This is a genomic window from Rhodococcus sp. 05-2256-B1 (assembly GCF_002258465.1).
Taxonomy (GTDB): Bacteria; Actinomycetota; Actinomycetes; order Mycobacteriales; family Mycobacteriaceae; genus Rhodococcoides; species Rhodococcoides fascians.
The window spans coordinates 35895-58862 of sequence record NZ_NOZA01000031.1 but is presented as its reverse complement, the minus strand read 5'-3'; the positions used below and the strand labels follow the sequence as shown (position 1 = coordinate 58862).

Annotated in this window: 25 protein-coding genes; 16 read left to right on the top strand and 9 right to left on the bottom strand. The window is 64.2% G+C overall.

Going from position 1 to position 22968, the window contains the following annotated elements; translation table 11 throughout:
* Positions 1-24 precede the first annotated feature (24 nt).
* Positions 25-1479: a glucose-6-phosphate dehydrogenase gene (zwf, locus tag CH285_RS20245; protein WP_094642988.1), complete on the top strand. Its 1455-nt coding sequence runs from the start codon at positions 25-27 to the stop codon at positions 1477-1479.
* Between the two features lie 30 nt (positions 1480-1509).
* Here zwf and CH285_RS20240 read toward each other — a convergent pair whose 3' ends face one another.
* On the bottom strand, positions 1510-1986 hold the full coding sequence (locus tag CH285_RS20240; RefSeq protein ID WP_094622469.1) for a hypothetical protein: 477 nt from the start codon (positions 1984-1986) through the stop codon (positions 1510-1512).
* A 126-nt stretch (positions 1987-2112) separates the two neighbouring features.
* On the opposite strand from CH285_RS20240, the gene thyX reads away from it, so the two are divergent.
* The 3 genes from thyX to CH285_RS20225 all read left to right on the top strand — a co-directional run bounded on the left by thyX (position 2113) and on the right by CH285_RS20225 (position 5759).
* Positions 2113-2892, top strand: coding sequence for an FAD-dependent thymidylate synthase (thyX, locus tag CH285_RS20235; RefSeq protein WP_228139203.1), 780 nt, complete (start codon positions 2113-2115; stop codon positions 2890-2892).
* Positions 2893-2991: 99 nt separating this feature from the next.
* A complete protein-coding gene (gene dapA / locus CH285_RS20230) occupies positions 2992-3900 on the top strand; it encodes a 4-hydroxy-tetrahydrodipicolinate synthase (RefSeq protein ID WP_027496818.1) in 909 nt (302 codons plus the stop codon).
* 107 nt (positions 3901-4007) lie between these two features.
* Positions 4008-5759, top strand: a complete 1752-nt coding sequence (locus CH285_RS20225; RefSeq protein WP_032366466.1) for a ribonuclease J — start codon at positions 4008-4010, stop codon at positions 5757-5759.
* Between the two features lie 3 nt (positions 5760-5762).
* Here CH285_RS20225 and CH285_RS20220 read toward each other — a convergent pair whose 3' ends face one another.
* Complete coding sequence (locus tag CH285_RS20220; protein ID WP_032366467.1) at positions 5763-6542, bottom strand: sulfite exporter TauE/SafE family protein; 780 nt, start codon at positions 6540-6542, stop codon at positions 5763-5765.
* A gap of 79 nt (positions 6543-6621) precedes the next feature.
* On the opposite strand from CH285_RS20220, the gene CH285_RS20215 reads away from it, so the two are divergent.
* The gene (locus CH285_RS20215; protein ID WP_094642987.1) at positions 6622-7245 is read left to right on the top strand and encodes a TIGR03085 family metal-binding protein; all 624 of its coding nucleotides are present in this window, start codon (positions 6622-6624) and stop codon (positions 7243-7245) included.
* Positions 7246-7313: 68 nt separating this feature from the next.
* The gene (locus tag CH285_RS20205) at positions 7314-10004 is read left to right on the top strand and encodes an FtsK/SpoIIIE family DNA translocase (RefSeq protein WP_176458528.1); all 2691 of its coding nucleotides are present in this window, start codon (positions 7314-7316) and stop codon (positions 10002-10004) included.
* Positions 10005-10090: 86 nt separating this feature from the next.
* Here the strand turns inward: CH285_RS20205 and CH285_RS20200 are convergent, their stop codons facing one another.
* Together CH285_RS20200 and CH285_RS20195 are read right to left on the bottom strand one after the other, a co-directional pair.
* Positions 10091-10375: a YciI family protein gene (locus tag CH285_RS20200; RefSeq protein ID WP_094642985.1), complete on the bottom strand. Its 285-nt coding sequence runs from the start codon at positions 10373-10375 to the stop codon at positions 10091-10093.
* Positions 10376-10416: 41 nt separating this feature from the next.
* On the bottom strand, positions 10417-11004 hold the full coding sequence (locus tag CH285_RS20195) for an amino-acid N-acetyltransferase (RefSeq protein WP_228139205.1): 588 nt from the start codon (positions 11002-11004) through the stop codon (positions 10417-10419).
* A 110-nt stretch (positions 11005-11114) separates the two neighbouring features.
* Between CH285_RS20195 and pgsA the strand changes: the two genes are divergently transcribed.
* The 5 genes from pgsA (at position 11115) to CH285_RS28035 (ending at position 14503) form a co-directional block, all read left to right on the top strand.
* Positions 11115-11801, top strand: coding sequence for a CDP-diacylglycerol--glycerol-3-phosphate 3-phosphatidyltransferase (pgsA, locus tag CH285_RS20190; RefSeq protein ID WP_371828142.1), 687 nt, complete (start codon positions 11115-11117; stop codon positions 11799-11801).
* A gap of 219 nt (positions 11802-12020) precedes the next feature.
* The gene (locus tag CH285_RS20185) at positions 12021-12362 is read left to right on the top strand and encodes a helix-turn-helix domain-containing protein (protein WP_027496826.1); all 342 of its coding nucleotides are present in this window, start codon (positions 12021-12023) and stop codon (positions 12360-12362) included.
* Positions 12363-12506: 144 nt separating this feature from the next.
* Complete coding sequence (locus tag CH285_RS20180; RefSeq protein WP_027496827.1) at positions 12507-13316, top strand: PspA/IM30 family protein; 810 nt, start codon at positions 12507-12509, stop codon at positions 13314-13316.
* Between the two features lie 45 nt (positions 13317-13361).
* Entirely contained in the window at positions 13362-14231 is an 870-nt protein-coding gene (gene pspM, locus CH285_RS20175) for a phage shock envelope stress response protein PspM (RefSeq protein WP_230591973.1), read from the top strand.
* A 98-nt stretch (positions 14232-14329) separates the two neighbouring features.
* The gene (locus CH285_RS28035; RefSeq protein WP_027496829.1) at positions 14330-14503 is read left to right on the top strand and encodes a hypothetical protein; all 174 of its coding nucleotides are present in this window, start codon (positions 14330-14332) and stop codon (positions 14501-14503) included.
* A gap of 12 nt (positions 14504-14515) precedes the next feature.
* On the opposite strand, the gene CH285_RS20170 is transcribed toward CH285_RS28035, so the two are convergent.
* Entirely contained in the window at positions 14516-15412 is an 897-nt protein-coding gene (locus tag CH285_RS20170; protein ID WP_027496830.1) for a diacylglycerol kinase, read from the bottom strand.
* Positions 15413-15650: 238 nt separating this feature from the next.
* Here CH285_RS20170 and CH285_RS20165 point away from each other — a divergent pair, with 238 nt between their 5' ends.
* The 5 genes from CH285_RS20165 (at position 15651) to CH285_RS20145 (ending at position 19497) form a co-directional block, all read left to right on the top strand.
* A complete protein-coding gene (locus CH285_RS20165) occupies positions 15651-16262 on the top strand; it encodes a TetR/AcrR family transcriptional regulator (RefSeq protein ID WP_032366616.1) in 612 nt (203 codons plus the stop codon).
* 65 nt (positions 16263-16327) lie between these two features.
* Entirely contained in the window at positions 16328-17500 is a 1173-nt protein-coding gene (locus CH285_RS20160) for a glycosyltransferase (RefSeq protein WP_094643073.1), read from the top strand.
* Between the two features lie 10 nt (positions 17501-17510).
* Positions 17511-17702: a DUF3046 domain-containing protein gene (locus tag CH285_RS20155; RefSeq protein WP_027496833.1), complete on the top strand. Its 192-nt coding sequence runs from the start codon at positions 17511-17513 to the stop codon at positions 17700-17702.
* Positions 17703-17895: 193 nt separating this feature from the next.
* Positions 17896-18933, top strand: coding sequence for a recombinase RecA (gene recA / locus CH285_RS20150; RefSeq protein ID WP_027496834.1), 1038 nt, complete (start codon positions 17896-17898; stop codon positions 18931-18933).
* Positions 18934-18945: 12 nt separating this feature from the next.
* Positions 18946-19497: a regulatory protein RecX gene (locus tag CH285_RS20145; protein ID WP_032370124.1), complete on the top strand. Its 552-nt coding sequence runs from the start codon at positions 18946-18948 to the stop codon at positions 19495-19497.
* A gap of 96 nt (positions 19498-19593) precedes the next feature.
* On the opposite strand, the gene CH285_RS20140 is transcribed toward CH285_RS20145, so the two are convergent.
* The 4 genes from CH285_RS20140 to CH285_RS20125 form a co-directional block, all read right to left on the bottom strand.
* On the bottom strand, positions 19594-20466 hold the full coding sequence (locus CH285_RS20140; protein ID WP_027496836.1) for an amino acid ABC transporter permease: 873 nt from the start codon (positions 20464-20466) through the stop codon (positions 19594-19596).
* The gene (locus CH285_RS20135; protein ID WP_027496837.1) at positions 20466-21143 is read right to left on the bottom strand and encodes an amino acid ABC transporter permease; all 678 of its coding nucleotides are present in this window, start codon (positions 21141-21143) and stop codon (positions 20466-20468) included. The genes CH285_RS20140 and CH285_RS20135 overlap by 1 nt, the downstream gene beginning before the upstream one ends.
* 96 nt (positions 21144-21239) lie before the next feature.
* Entirely contained in the window at positions 21240-22070 is an 831-nt protein-coding gene (locus CH285_RS20130) for a glutamate ABC transporter substrate-binding protein (RefSeq protein ID WP_027496838.1), read from the bottom strand.
* 52 nt (positions 22071-22122) lie between these two features.
* Positions 22123-22851: an amino acid ABC transporter ATP-binding protein gene (locus CH285_RS20125; protein ID WP_174557262.1), complete on the bottom strand. Its 729-nt coding sequence runs from the start codon at positions 22849-22851 to the stop codon at positions 22123-22125.
* Positions 22852-22968 lie beyond the last annotated feature (117 nt).

The window sequence follows — 22968 nt, the reverse complement described above, 5'->3', positions numbered from 1 at the left end:
GGATCGGTGCCAGTATTTTCGAGCATGACCACTTTTCCGACAGGCATCGACACCGAACTCCCACCCCAGGTCGTCGTCCTGTTCGGGGCGACCGGAGATCTGGCCAAACGGAAATTGCTCTCCGGGATGATGCACTTGGCGCTGTCCGAGCTGGCACCGAACATTCGCGTGGTGGGTACCTCGCTCGAGGAGATGTCCACCGACGAATTTCGCGCCCTCGCTCGCGAATCGATCAATGCGTACTCCAGCCGTAAAGTCGGCGACGAACAGTGGCGGCAGTTCGCGTCGCGGCTGACGTATGTCTCGCAGAAAGCCGGGCCGGCGGCGCTGGGTGCCGCGGTAGCCGAGGCCGAGATCGAACTCGGAGGCAACGACAGGCGGTTGCACTACCTGTCGGTTCCGCCGAGAGCTGCACTGGCCGTTGTGGATACGCTCGCCTCCGCAGACCTGGTCAAGCGATCGCGCATCATCATGGAGAAGCCGTTCGGAACCGATCTTCAGAGCGCAATCGACCTGAACGCTCGCCTGCACGAGACCTTCGACGAAGAACAGATCTATCGAATCGATCACTTCCTCGGCAAGGAACCGGCGCAGAACATCCTGGCGTTCCGTTTCGCCAACGGGCTGTTCGAGCCGATCTGGAACCGCAACTTCATCGATCACGTTCAGATCGACATCCCGGAGGAGCTCGCCCTCGACGGTCGGGCCGGGTTCTACGAGTCCACCGGTGCGTACAAGGACATGGTCGTCACTCACCTGTTCCAGGTGCTCGCGTTCATGGCGATGGAACCGCCGACGGCACTCGAACCGCGTGCGATCGGTGAAGAGAAGAACAAGGTGTTTCGATCGATGGTCCCGCTGGACCCGAAAAATGTTGTGCGCGGACAATATACGGGCTACCGCTGGGAGGAAGGTGTCGCCCCCGATTCCGACACCGACACGTTCGTCGCACTGAAATGCGAAATAGACAACTGGCGCTGGGCCGGTGTGCCGTTCTACCTCCGTAGCGGGAAACGTCTCGCCGAAGGCCAACGCATCATTTCGATAGCGTTCCGAGAGCCACCGAAGAGCATGTTCCCTGCCGGTTCGGGCGTCGGAGCGCAAGGTCCCGACCACCTCACCTTCGACCTGGCGGACGCATCCAAGGTGTCGCTGTCGTTCTACGGCAAGCGGCCCGGGCCCGGGATGCGGCTGGACAAACTGAGCATGCAGTTCGCCACTCACGAAACCGAACGCGCAGGCGACGTGCTCGAGGCCTACGAGCGGTTGATTCTCGACGCCATGTACGGCGACCACACGTTGTTCACGACGGCGGAGGGTATCGAACGATTGTGGCAGGTATCGGAGCCGTTGCTTGCCGATCCACCGCCGGTGCGCCTGTACTCACCGGGGTCGTGGGGCCCCAACGCAATTCATCAACTCATCGCGCCGCATGCCTGGCGGCTGCCGTTCGAGCGACAGTGGAGAGAGAAGAAGTAGAGGCGCGTCAAGAAACAGAGGAGACAGCCCTCAGTTGTTCCAACCGCGGTCCTTGCGCATCTGATCTCGTAGCGCGCCCTGAACCGCTTGGGAGAGCCACGAGTTCAGGGACACCCCGCTGTTGTTCGCTGCGTCCTCGGCTCGTTCCTTGATCTGCTCGACGAGTCGGAGCGTGACGCGTCGTACCTCGCCCGAGACGTCGTCCATGGTCGGATACTCCTCGGCAACAGGCTCTTTCGGCTCGCTGGCGTGGTCCGATGTCGAATCGTTGCGTCGAACGTCTGCGTGTGCCTGCCCACCGTCCAGGCGGACGACCACGGTTCGATCGTCCAGTGCGTTCGACACCTCGGCCGCGAAGTCCGACAGGGCGGTCAGCAGCATCAACCGCGCCGACGCTTCCGCGGTCTTGCCGAGGGCATCGGCTGTCTGCCGGGTGTGTTCATCGCCCAACGCCGCCGCGGCCATCAAATCGGTGCGCAGAGTGTCGGTGTACTGGCTCAGTTCCATGACGCCAGTGTGACGTCATGGAAGGCGTCAGTCAAGGCGTCGGGTGATGTCAGTTCGACGTCACGAAGGCATCAGCGGTGGCGTCGTGCGCGGCAGGGTGCGGTCGACGCCGTTTAGGGTTGGGCGGTGTCGTCAGAAATAAGAGGTCGAGCTGCGCCTCGAACAGTCGCGCTGAACGTGCAGTTGGTGGCCCGAACCGAGTTCGTCCCACCCGCCGACATCCCGTGGGAGACCGACGCGGACGGTGGGCAGGCGTTGGTGGAATTCGCAGGCAGAGCGTGTTACCAGAGTTGGTCGAAACCGAACCCTCGCACTGCGACCAATGCGTCGTATCTGCGTCATCTGCTCGACGTCGGACACCTGTCGGTGCTCGAGCACGCGAGCGTGAGCTTCTACATCACCGGTATCTCCCGGTCGTGCACACACGAGTTGATTCGGCATCGACATTTCTCGTACTCGCAGTTGTCGCAGCGCTTCGTGCCCGAACACGATGCCAACGTGGTGCTTCCGCCGGCCGTGGAGGGCGATCCCGAGCTCGAGGCCCTGTTCGCATCGGCGACGGAGGCGAGTCGGGCCGCGTACAGCGAGTTGCTCGCTGCCCTCGACGGCAAACTGGAGTCGGTCACCAATGCTGCCTTGCGGGGCAAGCAGGCGCGGCAGGCCGCGAGATCGGTTCTGCCGAACGCGACCGAGACACGCGTGGTGGTGAGTGGTAACTATCGCGCCTGGCGGCATTTCGTGTCGATGCGGGCCTCGGAGCACGCGGACGTCGAAATCCGCCGCGTCGCCGTCGAATGTCTGCGTAAGCTCGTGGACGTGGCACCCGACGTGTTCGGCGACTTCGAGATCACGACCCAGCCGGACGGAACGGAAGTCGCACGCAGCCCCTTCGTCACCGAGGTCTAGGAATCGCGTTCGAGGCTCGAACGGACCGGCGCGGACCACCGGTGTCAGCGGGGAGTCCCGCTGCGTAGGAGTGGGTAAAGCACCGGGTAATCTGCTGCCATGACCTACGGTGACGCCGCTCCTTCCGTTGCGCCTGTGTTCGGTACGGTGCTCACCGCAATGGTGACCCCGTTCACGGCCGACGGGAAGTTGGATATCGACGCAGGCGTTCGGCTCGCGCATCATCTCGTCGAACAGGGAAACGACGGGCTGGTGCTGGCCGGGACGACGGGTGAGTCGCCCACCACCACCGAGAACGAGAAGCTCGAGCTGTTGCGCGCCGTGATCGCGGCCGTCGGACATCGGGCTCGAATCATCGCCGGGGCCGGAAGCAACGACACCGCACACAGCGTCGAACTGGCCCGTGATGCCGCTCGCGCCGGTGCGCACGGCCTGCTCGTGGTCACCCCGTACTACTCCAGGCCACCGCAGGCGGGCCTCTACGCCCACTTCACTGCGGTCGCCAACGCCACCGATCTGCCAGTGATGCTCTACGACATTCCGCCTCGATCGGTCGTCCCCATCGAGACCGAAACGCTGCGTCGGCTCGCCGAGCACCCCCGCATTCTTGCCGTCAAGGATGCGAAGGGCGATCTCAACGCCGGTGCCGAGCTGATCGCGTCGACCGGTCTGCAGTTCTACTCGGGAGACGACCCGCTGAACCTGCCCTGGCTCTCCGTGGGTGCCACCGGGTTCGTCAGTGTCATCGGGCACCTCGTCCCGGCCCGTCTGCGCGAACTCCACACCGCATTCATGATGGGCGACATCGCCCGCGCCCAAGCGATCAACGTCAGCCTCATCCCGGTCATCCGTTCGGTGGCACGCCTCGGCGGCGTCAGCGCATCGAAGGCAGGCCTGCGCCTCATCGGACTCGATGTCGGCGAACCACGACTTCCCCAGGTGCCACCGAGCATCGATCACATCGAATTGCTCGCAGCCGAGCTGCGGGCGGCAGGAGTTCTTGTATGACACGACCTAACAGATCGCGCGGACGCGCAACCCGAAACGCCGGACCGCCGTCCGAGCGTCCCGCTGCCAAGCAGGGCCAACCTTCGGGTGCCCGCCAGGGCAAGCCGATGGTGCAGAATTCCGCTCGGACGCAGCGTCCCGACAAGCGTCGTGAGTTCGACCCGACCGAGCGTCTCGGCACACCGCCGAAGGCGCCGTTCAAGGGCCTACGAGTGGTCGCGCTCGGCGGAATCGGCGAAATCGGTCGCAACATGACCGTCTTCGAGCATCAGGGCAAGATGCTGATCATCGACTGTGGCGTCCTGTTCCCCGAGGATCAGCAGCCGGGCGTCGACCTGATCCTGCCCGACTTCAGGCACATCGAGAACCGCATGGCCGATGTCGAGGCGGTGGTGCTGACGCACGGTCACGAGGACCACATCGGCGCAGTCCCGTTCTTGCTTCGACTGCGTCCCGACCTGCCCGTCGTCGGATCGAAGTTCACCCTCGCGCTGGTCGCGGCCAAGTGCCGTGAGCACCGGCTTCGGCCGAATCTCGTCGAGGTGATCGAGGGTCAACACACACAGCACGGGCCGTTCGACTGCGAGTACTTCGCCGTCAACCACTCCATTCCCGACGCCCTCGCGATCGCCATCAGAACCGACGCGGGACTGGTGCTGCACACCGGAGACATCAAGCTCGATCAGCTGCCGCTCGACGGTCGTCTGACCGACCTGGCCGGTTTCTCACGGCTCGGTGACGAGGGCGTGGACCTCTTCCTGGTCGACTCCACCAATGCCGAAGTGCCCGGATTCGTCACGCCGGAACGGGAGATCGGCGGAGTGCTCGACACCGTCATCGGCAAGGCGAAGCAGCGGGTCATCGTCGCGTCGTTCGCCAGTCACGTGCACCGCATCCAGCAGGTCATCGACGTGGCCGAGCGGTACAACCGTCGAGTGGCATTCGTCGGTCGTTCCATGGTGCGCAACATGCAGATCGCCCAGGATCTCGGCTACCTGCGGGTGCCCGACGGCCTCGAGGTCAATGTCGATACCGCCGCAACGCTTCCCGACGACCGGTTGGTACTCATCTCCACCGGTTCGCAGGGCGAGCCGTTGTCGGCGCTGTCCAGGATGGCGCGCGGCGAGCACCGTCAGATCAACGTCAAAGCCAACGATCTCGTGGTGCTGGCGTCGTCGCTGATCCCGGGCAACGAGAACTCCGTGTTCGCAGTGGTCAACGGCCTCGCCAAGCGTGGCGCGACCGTCGTGACGCAGCAGAACGCGAAGGTGCACGTCTCGGGTCACGCATCGGCAGGCGAATTGCTGTACCTCTACAACGCAGTGCGGCCGACCAACGCCATGCCGGTACACGGCGAGTGGCGTCACCTGCGGGCCAATGCCGCTCTGGCAAAGGCGACCGGTGTATCCGAGGACCGGATCGTGCTCGCCGAGGACGGCGTCGTTGTCGACATGGTCGACGGGCTCGCCGAGATCGTCGGGCAGGTCCCTGTCGGTCACGTCTACGTCGACGGGTTGTCGGTCGGCGATGTCGGAGATTCGACGCTGTCGGATCGTCTGGTGCTCGGCGAGGGCGGCTTCATCGCGATCAGCGTTGCCGTCGATTCGGCCACCGGTCGTGCAGTGACCGCGCCCGAGGTGTCCGGTCGCGGCTTCTCCGACGACCCGGCGGCCCTGAAAGAGGCCGGCCAGCTCGTGGAGGCCGAGCTGCAGCGGCTGGCCTCGGACGGAGTGTCCGACACCCACCGGATCGCTCAGGCCGTCCGCCGCGTCGTGGGCCGGTGGGTAGCGGACAAGTACCGGCGTAAGCCGATGATCGTTCCGACGATCATCGCGGTCAAGCCGCAACCGCAGTCCTAGAGTTCAGACGAGCAGTCGCCACAGGCCGATGAGGCCGAGGACGACGATGGCACCGCGCAGGGCCGCCGGCGACAGCCGGCGGCCGTAGCGTGCTCCCACCGCTCCGCCGATGAGGGAGCCGACCGCGATCAGACCGGCGGCCTGCCAGCTGATGTCGTCGAATCGGAAAATCGTGAAAGCAACTGCTGCAACGACATTCACCACCAGCGAGAGCAAGTTCTTGGCAGCGTTCATGCGCTGCATGGATTCGGGGAGCAGCGCGCCCATCACTCCGATGAGCAGGATTCCTTGTGCTGCAGTGAAATAGCCGCCGTAGATTCCGACCAGCAGAGTGCCGACGGTGACCAGTGCCATGCGGCCGCGGCCGATGTGGCCGGCCGCCTTGCCGGCCGCCTCGGACCGACGTTTGGCCCAGGCCTGGATCTTCGGTTGTGCGACAACGAGAATCAACGCACCGATGAGCAACACCGGAACGACAGAGGCGAATACTTTTTCGGGCAGATGCAACAGCAGCCACGCGCCACCGAGTGCGCCGAAGAAAGAGGCGGGAAGCTGCCAACGCAGTCGGTGCCATTGTCCGCGAAGTTCCCGGCGATACCCCCAGGTACCCGAGACGCTTCCCGCCACCAGTCCGATGGCGTTGGACATCGTGGCGACCACCGGGGGATAGCCGAACGCGACCAGGGTGGGGAACGTGATCAACGTGCCCGAACCGACGACGGCGTTGATTGCACCGGCCCCGAGGCCGGCGAGCAGGATGACGAGAATTTCCGATACCGGCACTGTTGGGAGGTTACCCAGACGAAGGAGTAGGTCTCCCGGCAGGATGCCGCTCCTTCGGTGTAGCCGTAGCCTGGAGTACGTGAGCCGTGCCCAGGATGAACGTTCCCAGCTAGTTCGGACCCTTCTCGACGTCGGTCCCGATGCGCCGACACTGTGTGGTGAGTGGACTGCTGCCGATCTGGCCGCGCACCTCGTCGTTCGCGAACGGCGGCTCGATGCGTCGCCGGGTATCTTTCTCGGTCCGTTGTCCGGATACACGGAGCGGGTTCAGCGTTCCGTCGCGAATCGACCGTTCGCGTCGGTGGTCGAGGACGTTCGCACCGGGCCGCCGATGTGGTCGCCGTTCGCCCTGCTGGATCCGCTGATCAACCTCGGTGAGATGTTCGTGCATCACGAGGATCTGCGCCGCGCGGAAGGGAACTGGACCCGACGGGTTCTGCCCAGCGCGGTCGAGTCCCGACTGTGGCCCCAGGTGCGGTTGATCGGACGAGCAGGGCACCGCTCGGCACCGGTTCCGGTGCATGTCCGCACCCCGGACGGCCGACAGGCCACCTTCAAGGGTGGCTCGGGCCCGGGTGTGACGGTGGTGGGGGAACCCTCAGAGCTCCTTCTCTATGCATTCGGTCGGGACCAGGTAGAGGTCGTGTACGAAGGTTCTGCGAACGATGTCGCCGCCGTGAAGGCGCTCGACCTGAGTTTCTGACGCACATCCGTCGTTGTTACTGGTGTTGCGGATGGTTTCGACGGGGCTGTTGCGACTAGCCTGGGGGCATGGCAGGAAAGACCAGCACCTCCACCGCCAGGGCCGGATCCAGCGGATCCGGCTCCTCGCGCGCGTCCGGTACCTCTCGTAAGTCCGGTACCGGCCGCACGGCTCGAACCGTCACGACACCGAAGAAGCCCACCGCACCGCGCAACCCGGCGACCACGCGGGCAAGCGCATCGTCTCGCGGTAAGGCACCTGCGAGAGGTGCGGCGTCGCGGCGGCCCCCCGCGAAGAAGAAGTCCCGCGGTGCGCTCGACGCGATCGGTCGCGGAATCGCGTCCACATGGTCGATGGCGGCACGAGGTGTCGGTGCCACCACACGCACCGTCAGCAAGGCCGCGGACATCGAGCACGGTCACCGACGTGACGGAATCGCCCTCGGGCTCATCGCCGTCAGCGTAGTCGTCGCCGCAAGCGTGTGGTTCAGTGCCGGCGGCCCGGTCGGTGAGTGGATCGAGGTAGGGATCCGTGCCGTGATCGGCGACGCCGGCTATGTCGCACCCGTGCTGGGGGTCGCGATCGCCGTCGTGCTGATGCGTTCGGAGCCTCGCCCCGACGTCAGACCACGCCTGGTTCTGGGCTCGATACTGCTGGGCTTGCCCGTTCTCGGGCTGTGGCACATGGCGGCGGGGTCACCGACCGACGCCACCGGCCGGTCCGAGGGAGCGGGCTTCGTCGGCTACGTTGCGGGAGGACCCATCGCCGACGGCCTGACGGTGTGGCTCGCCGTACCGTTGCTGCTGCTCGCCGGCCTGTTCGGCGTGCTGCTGCTCACCGGCACCACGGTACGAGACGTACCGGACCGGATGCGGGCACTGTTCGGTACCGACAGTCGAGGCGACGAATACGACGAGTACGACCCGGCCGATTTCGGTTCGGAATTCGGCGACGAGGGCTACGGCGACTACGACTCGAACTTCGACGCCGACGGATACCCGGTGCACGGCACCACCGACCCGTACGACAACTACCCGACCGAGGAGCACATCCCGGTCGTCAAGCCATCACGCGCTCGCAAGACCCCTGCACCGGCACCGGAGGCCCCCACCGAGGTCATGACGCCTGCCGCGGCCGCACCGGTCCCGGTGCCCGAGCCTGCCGCGCCCCCGCGGCCGAAGCCCAAGCCGATCGTCAAGGCCGCCGAACCCAAGCCGGCTGCCGACGACGACAAGATCGTCGTCGATCGCGTCGTCGACGGCGACTACACGCTGCCGTCGTTGTCGCTGCTCATCGACGGCGATCCGCCCAAGACGCGCAGCCAGGCGAACGACGCGATGATCGAGGCCATCTCCGAGGTACTCGAGCAGTTCAAGATCGACGCTGCGGTCACCGGATTCACCCGCGGACCGACGGTCACCCGCTACGAGGTGGAGCTCGGACCGGGCGTCAAGGTCGAGAAGATCACTGCGCTGGCTCGCAACATCGCCTACGCGGTCGCGACCGACAACGTGCGATTGCTCGCCCCGATCCCCGGCAAGTCCGCCGTCGGTATCGAGGTGCCGAACTCGGATCGCGAGATGGTCCGCCTGGCCGATGTGCTGACCGCCCCGTCGACCCGCAAGGATCACCACCCTCTGGTGATCGGACTCGGCAAGGACATCGAAGGCGATTTCGTCAGTGCCAACCTGGCGAAGATGCCGCACCTGCTGGTGGCGGGATCCACCGGTTCGGGTAAATCGAGCTTCGTGAACTCGATGCTCGTGTCGCTGCTGGCACGGGCGACACCCGACGAGGTCCGGATGATTCTGATCGACCCGAAGATGGTCGAGTTGACGCCGTACGAGGGCATCCCGCACCTCATCACGCCGATCATCACGCAGCCGAAGAAGGCTGCCGCGGCCCTGGCCTGGCTGGTCGAGGAGATGGAGCAGCGCTACCAGGACATGCAGATCAACAAGGTCCGGCACATCGACGACTTCAACAAGAAGGTGCGGTCCGGCGAGATCACCGCACCGTTGGGCAGCGAACGCGTCTACCGGCCGTACCCCTACATCCTGGCCATCGTCGACGAGCTTGCCGACCTGATGATGACCGCTCCTCGCGACGTCGAGGAAGCGATCGTGCGCATCACCCAGAAGGCGCGCGCCGCAGGTATCCACCTGGTGCTCGCCACGCAGCGTCCGTCCGTCGACGTCGTCACCGGTCTGATCAAGACGAACGTGCCCTCACGTCTGGCATTCGCCACGTCGTCGTTGACCGACTCGCGAGTCATCCTCGATCAGCCCGGAGCCGAAAAATTGATCGGCATGGGCGACGCGCTGTTCCTGCCGATGGGTGCGGGCAAGCCGACGCGTCTGCAGGGTGCGTTCATCACGGACGAGGAAATCTCGGCCGTCGTCGACTTCGCCAAGAATCAGGCCGAGCCCGAGTACAACGACACCGTCACCGCCGCGAAGGTCTCGGACAAGAAGGACGTCGACCCCGACATCGGTGACGACCTCGACGTGCTGCTGCAAGCCGTCGAACTCGTCGTCACCAGCCAGTTCGGTTCCACGTCGATGCTGCAGCGCAAGCTACGGGTCGGATTCGCCAAGGCAGGACGACTGATGGACCTCATGGAGAACCGCGGCGTCGTGGGTCCGAGCGAGGGCTCGAAAGCCCGCGAAGTACTCGTCAAGCCCGACGAACTCGACGGATTGCTGTGGTCCATCAAGGGCGGGGACCCGGACGAGCAGCCGGCGTCCGAGGAGTTCTGACGGGCTCTACACCTGCGTGAATGGACCATTGCAGCCGTCTGGGCGGTGCAATGGTCCATTCACGCAGAACGGGTGGGCGAGCAGACTCAGGCCGTGAACGCGCCCATCACCGGTGTCCATTCGTGGAAGTCTGCCGACTCGATGAGGTTCTCGACCGCGAAGGGATCCTGGGCGAACAGTGATTTCACGGATGCGGCGTCCGGGCCGTCCACGAGCAGCAGAGCGCCGCTGTCGTCGGCGAACGGGCCACTGGAGACGAGCGTCTTCTTCTCCAACAAGTCGGCCAGCCACGCCCGGTGTGCGGCGCGATGGGTGTCGCGGCCCTCGGTGGTCGTGGGGGAGTACGTGTAGGTGACGGCGATCAGGGGCATGGAGCTCACTTCCGGATTCGAGGGGTGTCCGGAGAATTCTGTCAGAGCGAGAGCAGCATGCGCGTGTTGCCCAATGTGTTCGGCTTGACGTAGCTCAGGTCGAGAAACTCTGCGACGCCGGTGTCGTAGGACCGGCACATCTCCGCGTACACCTCGGCAGTGACGGGCGTTCCCTCGATTTCGGAGAAGCCGTGCCGGGCGAAGAAATCCACTTCGAAGGTCAGCACGAACACCTTCTGCAGCGCGAGCTCGCGTGCCACCTCGATGAGTTTGGCGACGATCAGGTGGCCGGCTCCGTGCCCCTTGGCTGCGGGGTCGACTGCCACCGTGCGTACCTCACCCAGGTCCGCCCAGAGCACGTGCAGAGCTCCGCATCCGATGACTTCGCCTGCGCGCTCGGCAATCCAGAACTCCTGCACTGCCTCGTACAGCGTCACCAGGTTCTTCTCGAGCAGGATTCGGCCCGCGTAGATGTCGATCAGCCGCTTGATCTCGGGAATGTCGGAGGTTCGGGCTCGACGCACGACCAGGGTGGCGTCGCCGATGGACGTGCCGTCCACGGTGTCGGAATACTCGTCGGATTCGGGATCGGCAGTGTCGCGACTCGCCCGATTCGGCCCAGAAGTCATGTGGTGAACAGTAGTCACCGATGCAACCGATAAACTTTCCGTGTGTCGTTCAGCGAGCAGTGTCCCCGTCTCGACGGGTCGGTGCTGCCCGAACGCCCACACACCATCGAATGTCCGGTCCGCGGCCGAGAAGCGGCTTCGTGACCGGCCCGACAGCGCCGGGCCACGGTGTTCCATCCGGCGGTGCCTCGCCCAGTGCGGGGCTGCCGCACGGCAACGCTGCTCCGGGCGGATCGGACGCCGTCCCGCTGCTCAACATCGCCAACGTGCTGACCGTGCTGCGCATCGCTCTGGTTCCGGTCTTTCTTGCGGCACTGTTCGTCGGAGACGGTCACGACACCTCGTGGCGGTTGGCGGCGACGGCGATCTTCGCCGCAGCGGCCATCACCGACCGGATCGACGGCCAACTCGCCCGCAAGTACGGACTCGTCACCGATTTCGGGAAGATGGCCGACCCCATCGCCGACAAGGCGCTGATCGGCGCTGCCCTCGTCGGACTGTCGATGTTGGGCGATCTGTCCTGGTGGGTGACGGCGATCATCGGGGTACGCGAAATAGGCATCACTGCGGTCCGTTTCGCCGTCATTCGTCACGGAGTCATTCCGGCCGGTCGTGGCGGCAAGGTCAAGACACTGGTCCAGACATTCGCGATCGGCGTGTATCTGTGTCCGCTGCCCAGCGCAGTCGATCCAGTGGCGGTGGCGCTGATGGCTCTGGCGGTTCTGCTGACCGTGTACACCGGCCTGGACTACGTGGTTCAGGCGATTCGGTTGCGCCGGGGTGTGTCCTCGGTGTGAGTGCATTCGACGGGCGTCCACGAGGCGATGCGGGAAGTTACAGTTCTGACAGCCGTGTCGGAGCCCCTTCGGCGCGTGTCGGAGGCGACGGGCATATAGGGTCGGGAACCAATCGGGCCGGCTGGGACGTTGACCCTACGACGGCTCCGAACGAACGATACGAACGTGGTCGTCTCGACGGCACAGTCGTCGGCAACAGCACCAACGAGGAGGAGCGAGATGGCGCTGCTATTGCGTGAAGCACTCGGCGACAGTTTGCGGCGTACTCGCGTCGCACAGAGCCGCACCCTGCGTGAAGTCTCGAACACCGCGCGTGTGAGCCTCGGCTACCTCTCCGAGGTGGAGCGTGGTCGCAAGGAAGCGTCGAGCGAACTGCTCGCAGCGATCTGCGATGCTCTCGCCGTTCCTCTCTCCGACGTGATGAGCGACGTGAGTATCACGCTGTCGGATGCATCCACCGCTGCTGTCCGTGCCGAGGAATCGGCTGTGGCCACCCGCATCGACGGAGATACACGAGTCGTGATTCCGGCACCTGCTGCCAGAGCTCTCGCCGCCGCCTAAGATCGAACGAGTAGCCGAAGTCGGCTGCCGGCCCCACCGAATCACCCGAACATCACTGCACTGACAGGTTCATTTCGGTCACTGCGACAGCAGCCGACCCGTACGCGGCCACCGCGGCGCAACAGATGGAGGCAGGACCACCCCATGGCTAATCCTTTCGTCAAGGCCTGGAAATACATGATGGCGCTCTTCAATTCCAAGATCGACGAGAAGGCCGACCCCAAGGTTCAGATTCAGCAGGCGATCGAAGACGCGCAGCGGCAGCACCAGGCGCTGTCGCAGCAGGCGGCGTCCGTCATCGGCAATCAGCGTCAGCTCGAAATGAAGCTCAGCAGGCAGCTGGACGAGGTCGAGAAGCTCAACGCCAACGCTCGTCAGGCCGTGACGCTGGCCGATCAGGCCGCCACTGCAGGTGACGTCGAGAAGGCCACGCAGTACACCAACGCGGCCGAGGCGTTCGCGGCTCAGCTCGTGACTGCCGAGCAGAGCGTCGAGGACCTCAAGGTTCTGCACGACCAGTCTCTGCAGGCTGCCACACAGGCCAAGAAAGCCGTCGAGCAGAACGCGATGGCCCTGCAGTCGAAGGTCGCCGAGCGCACCAAACTGCTCAGCCAGCTCGAGCAGGCGAAGATGCAGGAGAAGGTCAGCGAATCGCTGCGCTCGATGGACAGCACGTTGTCGGCACCGGGAAACACCCCGAGTCTCGATGCGGTACGCGACAAGATCGAGCGTCGCTACGCAGACGCGCTCGGTTCCGCCGAGCTCGCTCAGAACTCCGTGTCTGGACGCATGCTCGAGGTTCAGCAGGCATCTGTGCAGATGGCCGGTCACAGTCGGCTCGAGCAGATCCGTGCCTCCATGGCCGGTGACTCCCTGCCCACGGGTAATTCCGCCGCCAAGCCGTCGATCGCCAAGGCCCCGGACGCAACGCCCGAGCCGCCGGCACAGGCGTGATCGACCGAACGCGAAGTTCGTTCGAGTAGACAGTAGTTCCGACGCATGAGCAACAAGAATCACGAACCCGGCCGGTCGCGTAAGCGGCCGGCCGTTTCGCTGGACAGGGAGACGGTGACAGCCGCCGTTGCCGAATCCGGAGCGGTGGTCCGGTCTCTGGCCGAGACAGCGCGGGCCGCAGGAACCTCACTGCTCGATGCCGCCGGCCGTCGTAAGGATCCACGTGCCAAGCACCTGAAGAAGATTCGACGGGCTCGCCGGCGAAGTATCAGGTTCGGGGCCGCGTCGACGACCACTGCGGTGAGTACTGCGGGGATCGCAGCCTTGTCGGCTCCGGAATGGACTCTGTTCGTCGGTGGTGGTTCTGCCGCGCTGTTGGCCGTTCCTGCTGTGTTCGCCTTCGGTCGTTTGCGGCGACTGCGAGGTCAACCGGTTCCGGTGGGACTGCCCGGCAGGCGTTCGTTACCGCAGCGTGGATCTGCCGCCTTCGAGCCGATGTCACGTTTGGCAGGCGCAGAGCAGAGTCTGTTCGAGCTGCTCGGAATTCTGGCGCGATCGGGCACCATCGCCGCCGAGGACGTCGAAGAGATGATCGGCGTTGCCTCGGATGCGGTGAGGGGCTTGGAAGGTGTTGCCGTCGATATTGCGGCCCTCGAACGTGCGGGAGCGGCAAGCTCGTCGACACGCACGCATCTGCGGCCCGGAATCGAGGCTGCGGCAAGCGATCTCGCTGCCGGAGTGGATCAGTACGAGGATCTCGTCGCCGCTGCAGCACGGATGACCGGACCGGCCGGGTCCACGTCGAAGAACGTGGTGGAATCTCATCGCCGAGAATTGTTGTCTGCCACCGATCGACTGCAAGGGTGGGCCGACGCGCTCACCGAACTCGACGAAATCCGGTCACGACACCGGTGAGAAGATCAGGGTTCACCCCGATGTGTTCGCCGTGATCGGCTGCCAGTATCGACATAGCGCGATACGACCCGGTGCGCGTCACACGGTAGGAGCCGTTCATGTTCTGGAAGATTCTCGGATTCATCGTTCTCGTCTGGATCGCACTTGCCTTGCTGGGCAGCATCATCAAGGGCTTGTTCTGGTTGGTCGTGGCCGGGGCCATCGTCTTCGGGCTGGTGTGGCTGTACAAGGCCATCTCCTCCGGTCACGACCGTTCGTCGCTGAAATACTGACTGCCGACCGCGTTACGTGCGCAGTGGGGAATCCGCTCCGACGAACACTCGCAACGCACGCGGCACGCATTCGATCGTGACGGGTAATTCTGCGATGCGTTCGCCGTCTGCGTACGCCACCATGTCGTCGCAGTGCACGGTCACGTTCCGGGCGCTGTAGACCTCGACCTCCGGAAGGTCGACGTGGGCACCCCGATACAACGTCGGCGACAGCGCAAGCAATCGCGTTCGACTCACATCCCGGACGACAGTGATGGCGAACAGCCCGTCGTCCACTCGTGCGGTCGGGCAGATGGCCATGCCGCCGCCGTAGCTGCTGCCATTTCCGACGGCGACGAGAACGGCATCCAGGTGCAGCTCGGCGTCATCCAATTCTATTGTGTACGAAAGTGTTCGGAGAGCAGCCAACTGCAATATCATGGCCGCGTTGTACCGCAGCGGGCCGGCAAGCCACTGCAGGCGGCCGGCGCGCTCGGTGACCAGTGAATCGAAGCCGCTCGACAGGACCGTACCGAACCAGCGCGTCCCGACCCTACCGAGATCTATCGACGTCACGACTCCGTCGACCACGAGATCCGCTGCGCGGGTGGGATCGTCGAGGGGGACCCCGAGCGTCCGGGCCAAATCGTTGCCTGTGCCCGCAGGAATCAGTCCGAGCGGAGTGTCGGTTCCCGCGATCACCTGTAACGCGAGATTGACGACCCCGTCGCCGCCCACGGCAACGACGGCATCCGTCCCGCACCCGACGGCTCGCTTCAACAACTCCAGCGCATCACCCGCCGTTCGGCCCTCGACGGTCGAGACGTCGAGTTCACGCTCGCGCAGACGCGTCACGGCGCGCCGTGCTGCGTGGACTGCTCGACCACCGCCGGCCGTGGGATTGGTCAGAACGGTCACCGATCGCGTCATGCAAGCTCGAATTCGTCGGTCACTCGATCAGCTTGCCAGGGTCGAGGTTTCCTGCGGAGGTCGGCGGCGTGATCGGCACCCGACAATGGCACCGAAGAATACGGACGGACGGGCCGACGGTCACTGTGCGACATGGTGTCGCTGTTACTGTGAGGTATAGTAACGACACGAAATGTTTCCGAGTGAAGTACTTTACTTCCGACCGTTGTGCGAAGGGTGATCTGTGATCGAGCAGCAGGTGTCGACTCCCGCCTCGGTCGAGTCCTCCCCGGAGGCAGCACCCGAGAAGTCGGTGGAGGACACCGTTCTCGACGCCGCACGATCGTGCATCCTCGAACGAGGAGTCAAGCGTACGACCCTCGCCGAGATCGCACGACGCGCCAAAGTCAGCAGGCCCACGGTGTACCGGCGGTGGGCCGATACCCGAGCAGTGGTGTCGAGCCTGCTCACCCGTGAGATCGCTGCCCTGATTCCCGACTTCGACGCCACCACGTCCGGACGCGAGCAGATCGTCGTTGCTGTGGTTCAGGCGGGAGATCGAATAAGGCAGCATCCGCTGTTCGTCAAGATTCTGCGGTCGGACTCGGACGTGCTCGCGACCTACATTCTGCACCGCCTCGGTACCAGCCAATCGTTGATCATCGATGCGGTGGCGCGTCTTGTCGAAGCGGGACAACGTGATTCGTCGATCCGCGACGGGGATCCGAATACCCTGGCGACGCTCGTCCTGCTCATGGTCCAGTCCGCCGTCCAGTCCGCCGAGATGGTGTCCGAACGGGTTCCGGGTGGAGAGGTGGTACGCCAGATGGCGGACGCCGTCGACGCCTACCTTCGTCCCGACAAAGCCTGACCGTCGGTGCCGCTGCCCGGCACGATCGGTGATCGTCCAGCGCGGCGATGTGGCACGCTGAGCGCGTGCGAGTAGCAGTGGTGGCCGGCCCGGACCCAGGACATGCGTTTCCCGCTATCGCCTTGTCGCTGTTGTTCGAGCGGGCGGGTGACGATCCGGTCCTGTTCACCGGAAGCCGGTGGGTCGGCGACGCCAGAGCGGCCGGTCTTCGCACGCTCCCACTGGGTGGCCTGCTGCCGCGACCGGAGGACGACGATCTCGATGCCGGGCAGCGAATTCATTCGCGCGCAGCCTATGTCGCGACAGAACTGTTGCCGGACCTCGAGCGCGAGAACGTCGATCTGGTGGTCTCCGATATTCTCACGGCCGGAGGCGGAATGGCTGCCGAGCGATTGGGAATTCCCTGGGTCGAGCTCTCGCCCCACCCGCTGTATTCGCCATCGAAGGGGTTGCCGCCCATCGGAAGTGGGCTCGCGCCCGGACGCGGTGTTCGGGGTCGTCTTCGCGATACGGTGATGCGCGCGTTGACGGCGCGCTCTATCGCCCGCGGGCAGCAACAGCGCGCCGACGCCCGAGTGAGCATCGGACTCCCCGCACGCGATCCCGGGCCGGCTGCTCGGCTCATCGCCACCATTCCCGCACTCGAAGTGCCGCGGCCCGACTGGCCGAGGGATGCCCATGTGGTGGGGCCACTGCTGTGGGAGCCCACCGACGAATTGCTCGACGTCCCCGCCGGCGATACGCCGCTGGTGATGGTGGCCCCGTCGACGGCGTTCACCGGGGCCGAGGGAATGTTGGAGATGGCTCTGAAGGGATTGGACGGCACAGGCGTCCGGGTAGTGGCCTCGGTGCTCGACGGGGGCCCCGACGACGTGCCGGAATGGGCGAATGCCGGACTCGGTCGCCAGGACGAATTGCTGCGCCGCGCCGATGTCGTGGTGTGCGGAGGTGGTCACGGCATGTTGGCCAAGGCGCTCATCCACGGAGTTCCAGTGGTCACCGTGCCGGGCGGCGGCGATCAGTGGGAGCTGGCGAACCGGGCCGTTCGGCAGGGGAGTGCCGTACTGGTGCGCCCCGCCACCGCGGGTGCAATTGCCGACGCCGTGTCCGCCGTGCTGTCCGACCCTCGTCATGCGGCGGCAGCGACCTCGGCGGCTGCAGGCGCGCATCACGTCGAGGATCCTGTCTCGGTCTGCCGCGAGGTGCTCGCCGGTAGCGACGCCGAGGGCGGGCGTTAGGCTGATCGATGTGCGTCTGACCGAATTTCGTGAACTGCTCACCGAGGAGTTCGGCTCCGTTCGAGGCAATTCCCTGCTCGCCGATCATGTGCTGTCCGGTATCGGACGGACGGGCGCGCAGGCCATCGAAGACGGTGTCGACCCGCGGGAAGTATGGCGGTCGATCTGTTACGAGTTCGATGTGCCCAAGGAACGTTGGTAGCTCCACCGCATCGGCTCGAGTCGCTCGGCGTGTCGAAAGCCGTGGTAGTTGACTCGAACACGTGTTCGCCTATGCTGATGTCAACGGTTGCTGGCCGGTCTCGAAGAACTTCTTGTCGGTACCCCGTTCTAGCGTTACCGCCAACAAGCTGATCGACAGACACAGCTGAACGAAACGACACAGGGAGCTCACGATGGCTGCATACGACCGCGACAAAGCGCTCGATCTCGCACTCGCGCAGATCGACAAGAATTTCGGTAAGGGCTCGGTGATGCGCCTCGGCGACGAGGTCCGTCAGCCCATCGCCGTCATCCCCACGGGATCGATCGCGCTCGACGTGGCACTCGGCATCGGAGGTCTGCCCCGCGGCCGAGTCATCGAGGTCTACGGTCCTGAGTCCTCGGGTAAGACCACCGTCGCATTGCACGCGGTGGCCAGCGCTCAGCGTGCCGGCGGAATCGCCGCGTTCATCGATGCCGAGCACGCGCTCGACCCCGACTACGCGAAGAAGCTCGGTGTCGACACCGACGCACTGTTGGTCTCGCAGCCCGACACCGGTGAGCAGGCCCTGGAAATCGCCGACATGTTGATTCGCTCCGGTGCCCTCGACATCCTCGTCGTCGACTCGGTGGCCGCACTGGTACCGCGCGCCGAGATCGAAGGCGAGATGGGTGACAGTCACGTGGGTCTGCAGGCTCGTCTGATGAGCCAGGCGCTGCGCAAGATCACCGGTGCCATGAGCAACTCCGGCACCACCGTGATCTTCATCAACCAGTTGCGCGAAAAGATCGGCGTCATGTTCGGTTCCCCCGAAACCACCACCGGTGGTAAGGCATTGAAGTTCTATGCCTCGGTACGTCTGGACATCCGTCGGATCGAGACGCTGAAGGACGGAACCGAGGCCATCGGTAACCGCACCCGTGTCAAGGTCGTCAAGAACAAGGTCGCCCCGCCTTTCAAGCAGGCCGAATTCGACATCATCTACGGCAAGGGCATCAGCCGTGAAGGCTCGTTGATCGACATGGGTGTCGAGCACGGGTTCATCCGCAAGTCGGGCTCGTGGTTCACCTACGAAGGCGATCAGCTCGGACAGGGCAAGGAGAACGCCCGTAAGTTCATGCTCGAGAATCCCGATGTGCGTGACGAAATCGAGAAGAAGATCATGGAGAAGCTGCAGATCGGTGCGGACGTCACCGCAGAGGAGCCCGCAGCTGCTCCGGTCGACTTCTAACCTGGGTTCGCTGTGCAGCAGCGAGACAACGGCGGCGGCACCGAAGCGCAGGCGAAAGACGTCTGCCTTCGGCTGCTGACCGACCGGGCACGCAGCAGACACGAACTCGAAGCCAGCTTGTCCAAGAAGGGTTTCACCCACGAGGTCTCCACCGCAGTGCTCGACCGACTCGAGAAGGCGAAACTCGTCGACGACGAGTCGTTCGCGGAGCAGTGGGTTCAATCTCGGCACAAGTACTCCGGCAAGGGCAAACGCGCCCTGAGCATGGAGCTGCGGAACAAAGGTGTCAGCAACGAGTTGGCCGTGAACGCCCTGGATCTGATCGATGCCGAAGACGAGCGGCAGCGTGCTGCGGAGTTGGTGCGCAAACGATTCCGAACGCTGCATCTGCCGGATCCGAACGGGCCCGACGCACGAGCCGAACGCGACAAAGTGGTGCGCAAGTTGGTCGGGATGCTGGCCCGCCGCGGCTACTCGCAGGGAATGGCATTCGCCGTGGTCAAGGAACAACTCGATCGCGTGGGAGCCGACACCGAAGACTTCGACGGCCCAGATTCGATGTGATCGTCCACATCGAGTCCAGGTAGTCGAGAAACAGTATGGCCCGCAACACCATCGGTGTTGCGGGCCATACTGCTATGTAGCCGAACGGTGCGGAGCTCAGGCCGCTTGACCGCCGTCGAGTGCAGGCACGACAGCGGCGGTGCCGCCCTTACGCTTTCGCGATCGCAGACGACGCTCGACAACGGTCGCCAGTTTCGTCAACGCCGAGTTGATGATGATCATGATGACGGCGACGATGATCAGCGACGGGAGGTAGTTGCTGTAGAACGCGCCGACCTGCTGACCGGAACGGACGACTTCGACGTACCCGATGATGTATCCCAGCGCCGAGTCCTTCAGTGCCACCACCATCTGCGAGATGATGGCGGGCAGCATCGCGGTCACGGCCTGGGGGAGCAGTACCAGGGTCATGACCTGGCTCTTGCGCATGCCCAGCGCCGAGGCGGCTTCGCGCTGACCCTTCGGCAGTGAATTGACTCCGGCACGTACGATCTCGGCGATGACCGATCCGTTGTACAGAGTGAGGCCGGTGACCACCGCGGCCAACGCCAGGTACTTGACCTTGAAGACCTCGTAATCGGCGTACACCGCGTACAGGAAGATCATCAGGATCAGCACGGGAACTGCACGGAACAATTCGACGATCGCACCGCTGACGATCCGTACAGCGCGGTGATCCGAGAGGCGGCCGATGCCAAGGACGGCACCGAGAATCAGGGCGAACACGATCGACAATGCCGCCGCGACCAGAGTTCCCTGAATACCGGGCAACAGGTACGTGGTCCACGTTGTCGATTCGAGGAACGGGTCCCACTTCTCGGCAGTGAGCTGCCCCTTCGAGTCGAGGGCGCGGTAGATCAGAAATGCGATTCCGAGCGAGATCACCGCGACGACGACAGTCAGAATGCGGTATCGCAGTACCGCTTTGGGTCCGGGAACGTCGTACAGAACTGCTACTGCATCACTCATCATGACACCGCCAATCGCTTGCTGATGTAGCCGAACAGCAACCCGGTCGGGAGCGTCAAGATCATGAAGCCGAGCGCGAAGATTCCGCCGACGACGAAGATCGCGGCCTCGTTCTCGATCATGTTCTTCATCAGGAACGACGCCTCGGCGACGCCGATGACCGATGCGATGGTCGTGTTCTTCGTCAACGCGATCACGACGCTTCCCAGCGGGCCGACCACCGCGCGGAACGCCTGAGGAAGAACGACGATCGAGATGTTCTGGGTGAACGTCATTCCCAGCGAGCGGCCCGCTTCGGCCTGCCCCACCGGGACGGTGTTGATGCCCGATCGCAGTGACTCGGCCACGAACGACGCGGTGTAGATGCTCAGCCCGAGGATTGCCAATCGAAAGTTGTTGTCGTCGAGTGACGTCGGTGAGGACTCCGACGCCAGAGAAACGCCCATTGTCTGATACAGCCCGAACGAGGTGAACAGAATGATCAGGGTCAAGGGGGTGTTACGAAAGATGGTGACGTACGTCGCCGCAATTCCGCGCGCAATCGGAATGGGTGATACGCGCATCGCGGCGATGATCGTTCCGATGACCAATGCACCGACGAGGGATGCCAACGTCAGGTAGATGGTCGAGAGGAACGCGTCGATCAGTTGATCGCCGTACTTGCTCAATAGGTTCACGGTGCTTGTTGATCCTCACGGCTCGGCGAGATCGAGCCGTCGTGTCCCGCCCGCGACGAGCGGGACACGACGGCGTGGTCGATCAGTAGCAGTCGATCAGTAGCGGTCGACGGTGGGCGGGCTCGGCAGCGGGTAGCCCGACGCGCCGACGGTGTCGTTGAACGCCTGCTCCCAGGCACCGCTGGTCACCATCTCTTCGATGGCGTCGTTGATCTTGTTGCGTCCGTCGGTGTCGTCCTTGTTCAGGCCGATGCCGTAGTTCTCCGTGGTGAAGGGCTCACCGACCACCTTGAACTGACCGGGGGACTGAGCGGCGTAACCGGCAAGGATGATGTCGTCGGTGGTGACGGCGTCCACGGTGCCGTTGCGCAGTGCTTCGACGCAGGCGGAGTAGGTGTCGAACGGCTGAAGCTGGACTCCCGGGTACTCGTCGGCGATGTTCTGTGCCGGAGTGGAACCGGTGACCGAGCACAGCTTCTTGCCCTCGAGTGAATCGGGACCGGTGATGTCGGTGTTGTCCTGCTTCACCAGGAGCGACTGACCTGCCACGAAGTACGGTCCGGCGAAGCCGACCTTCTCCTTGCGGGTGTCGGTGATGGAGTAGGTGGCGACGATGTAGTCGACCTCACCGTTCTGGATCAGCGTCTCGCGCTGCGCGGACGGGGATTCCTTGAATTCGATGTTCGCCTCGTCGACACCGAGCTTGCCTGCGACGTACTTGGCCACCTCGACGTCGAAGCCGCTGAACGAGCCGTCCGGATTGCGGAGGCCGAGGCCCGGCTGATCGAACTTGATGCCGACGATGAGGCTGCCGTTCTCGGCGCTGCTCGAGATGGTGCGCGCTTCTTCGCCGCCGCCGCAGGCGGTGGCGACGATGGACAGAGCGGCGATGGCGACACCGAGGCGAAGCGGTCGGGTGATTCTCACAGTGAATGTCCTTCGGATAGGTCGTACGTACGGGGACGAGCGGTGAATCTGATCAGTGACCGAGGATCTTGCCGAGGAAGTCCTTGGCGCGTTCGGACTTCGGGGACTTGAAGAAGGTTTCGGGATCGGTGTCCTCGACGACGGCACCGTCGGCCATGAAGATGACTCGGTCGCCTGCCTTGCGGGCGAAGCCCATCTCGTGGGTGACGACGAGCATTGTCATGCCCTCCTTGGCCAGCGAGGTCATGACGTCGAGTACCTCGTTGACCATCTCCGGATCCAGGGCCGAGGTGGGCTCGTCGAAGAGCATCACTTTGGGGTTCATGGCGAGTGAGCGGGCGATGGCCACGCGCTGTTGCTGACCACCCGACAGCTGAGCCGGGTACTTGTCTGCCTGGTTGGCGATGCCGACGCGTTCGAGCAGAGCCAGTGCGCTCTTCTCGGCCTCGTCCTTCTTGAGCTTTCTCACCTTCATCGGTGCCAGCATGACGTTCTGCAGAATGGTCTTGTGTGCGAAGAGGTTGAACGACTGGAACACCATGCCGACATCCGCACGCAGTGCAGCGAGGGCCTTGCCCTCGGCGGGGAGTAGATCCCCGTCGACCTCGATGGCACCGGAATCGATCGGCTCCAACCGGTTGATCGTCCGGCACAGCGTCGACTTGCCGGATCCGGACGGACCCACGACGATGACGACCTGGCCGGCCGGCACTTCGAGATTGATGTCCTTGAGTACGTGCAGATCACCGAAGTGCTTGTCGACGGATTTGAGCGAGATCATCGAAGGGGCGCCCGGCGGTGGTGTCGCTGCCGGGGCGTCGGTGGCGTGCGTCATAGGTGGAAACCCTATGCGTAGTTTCCTCGCCGACCGGCGTTTTCGCCCGCAGTCTTCGATTAT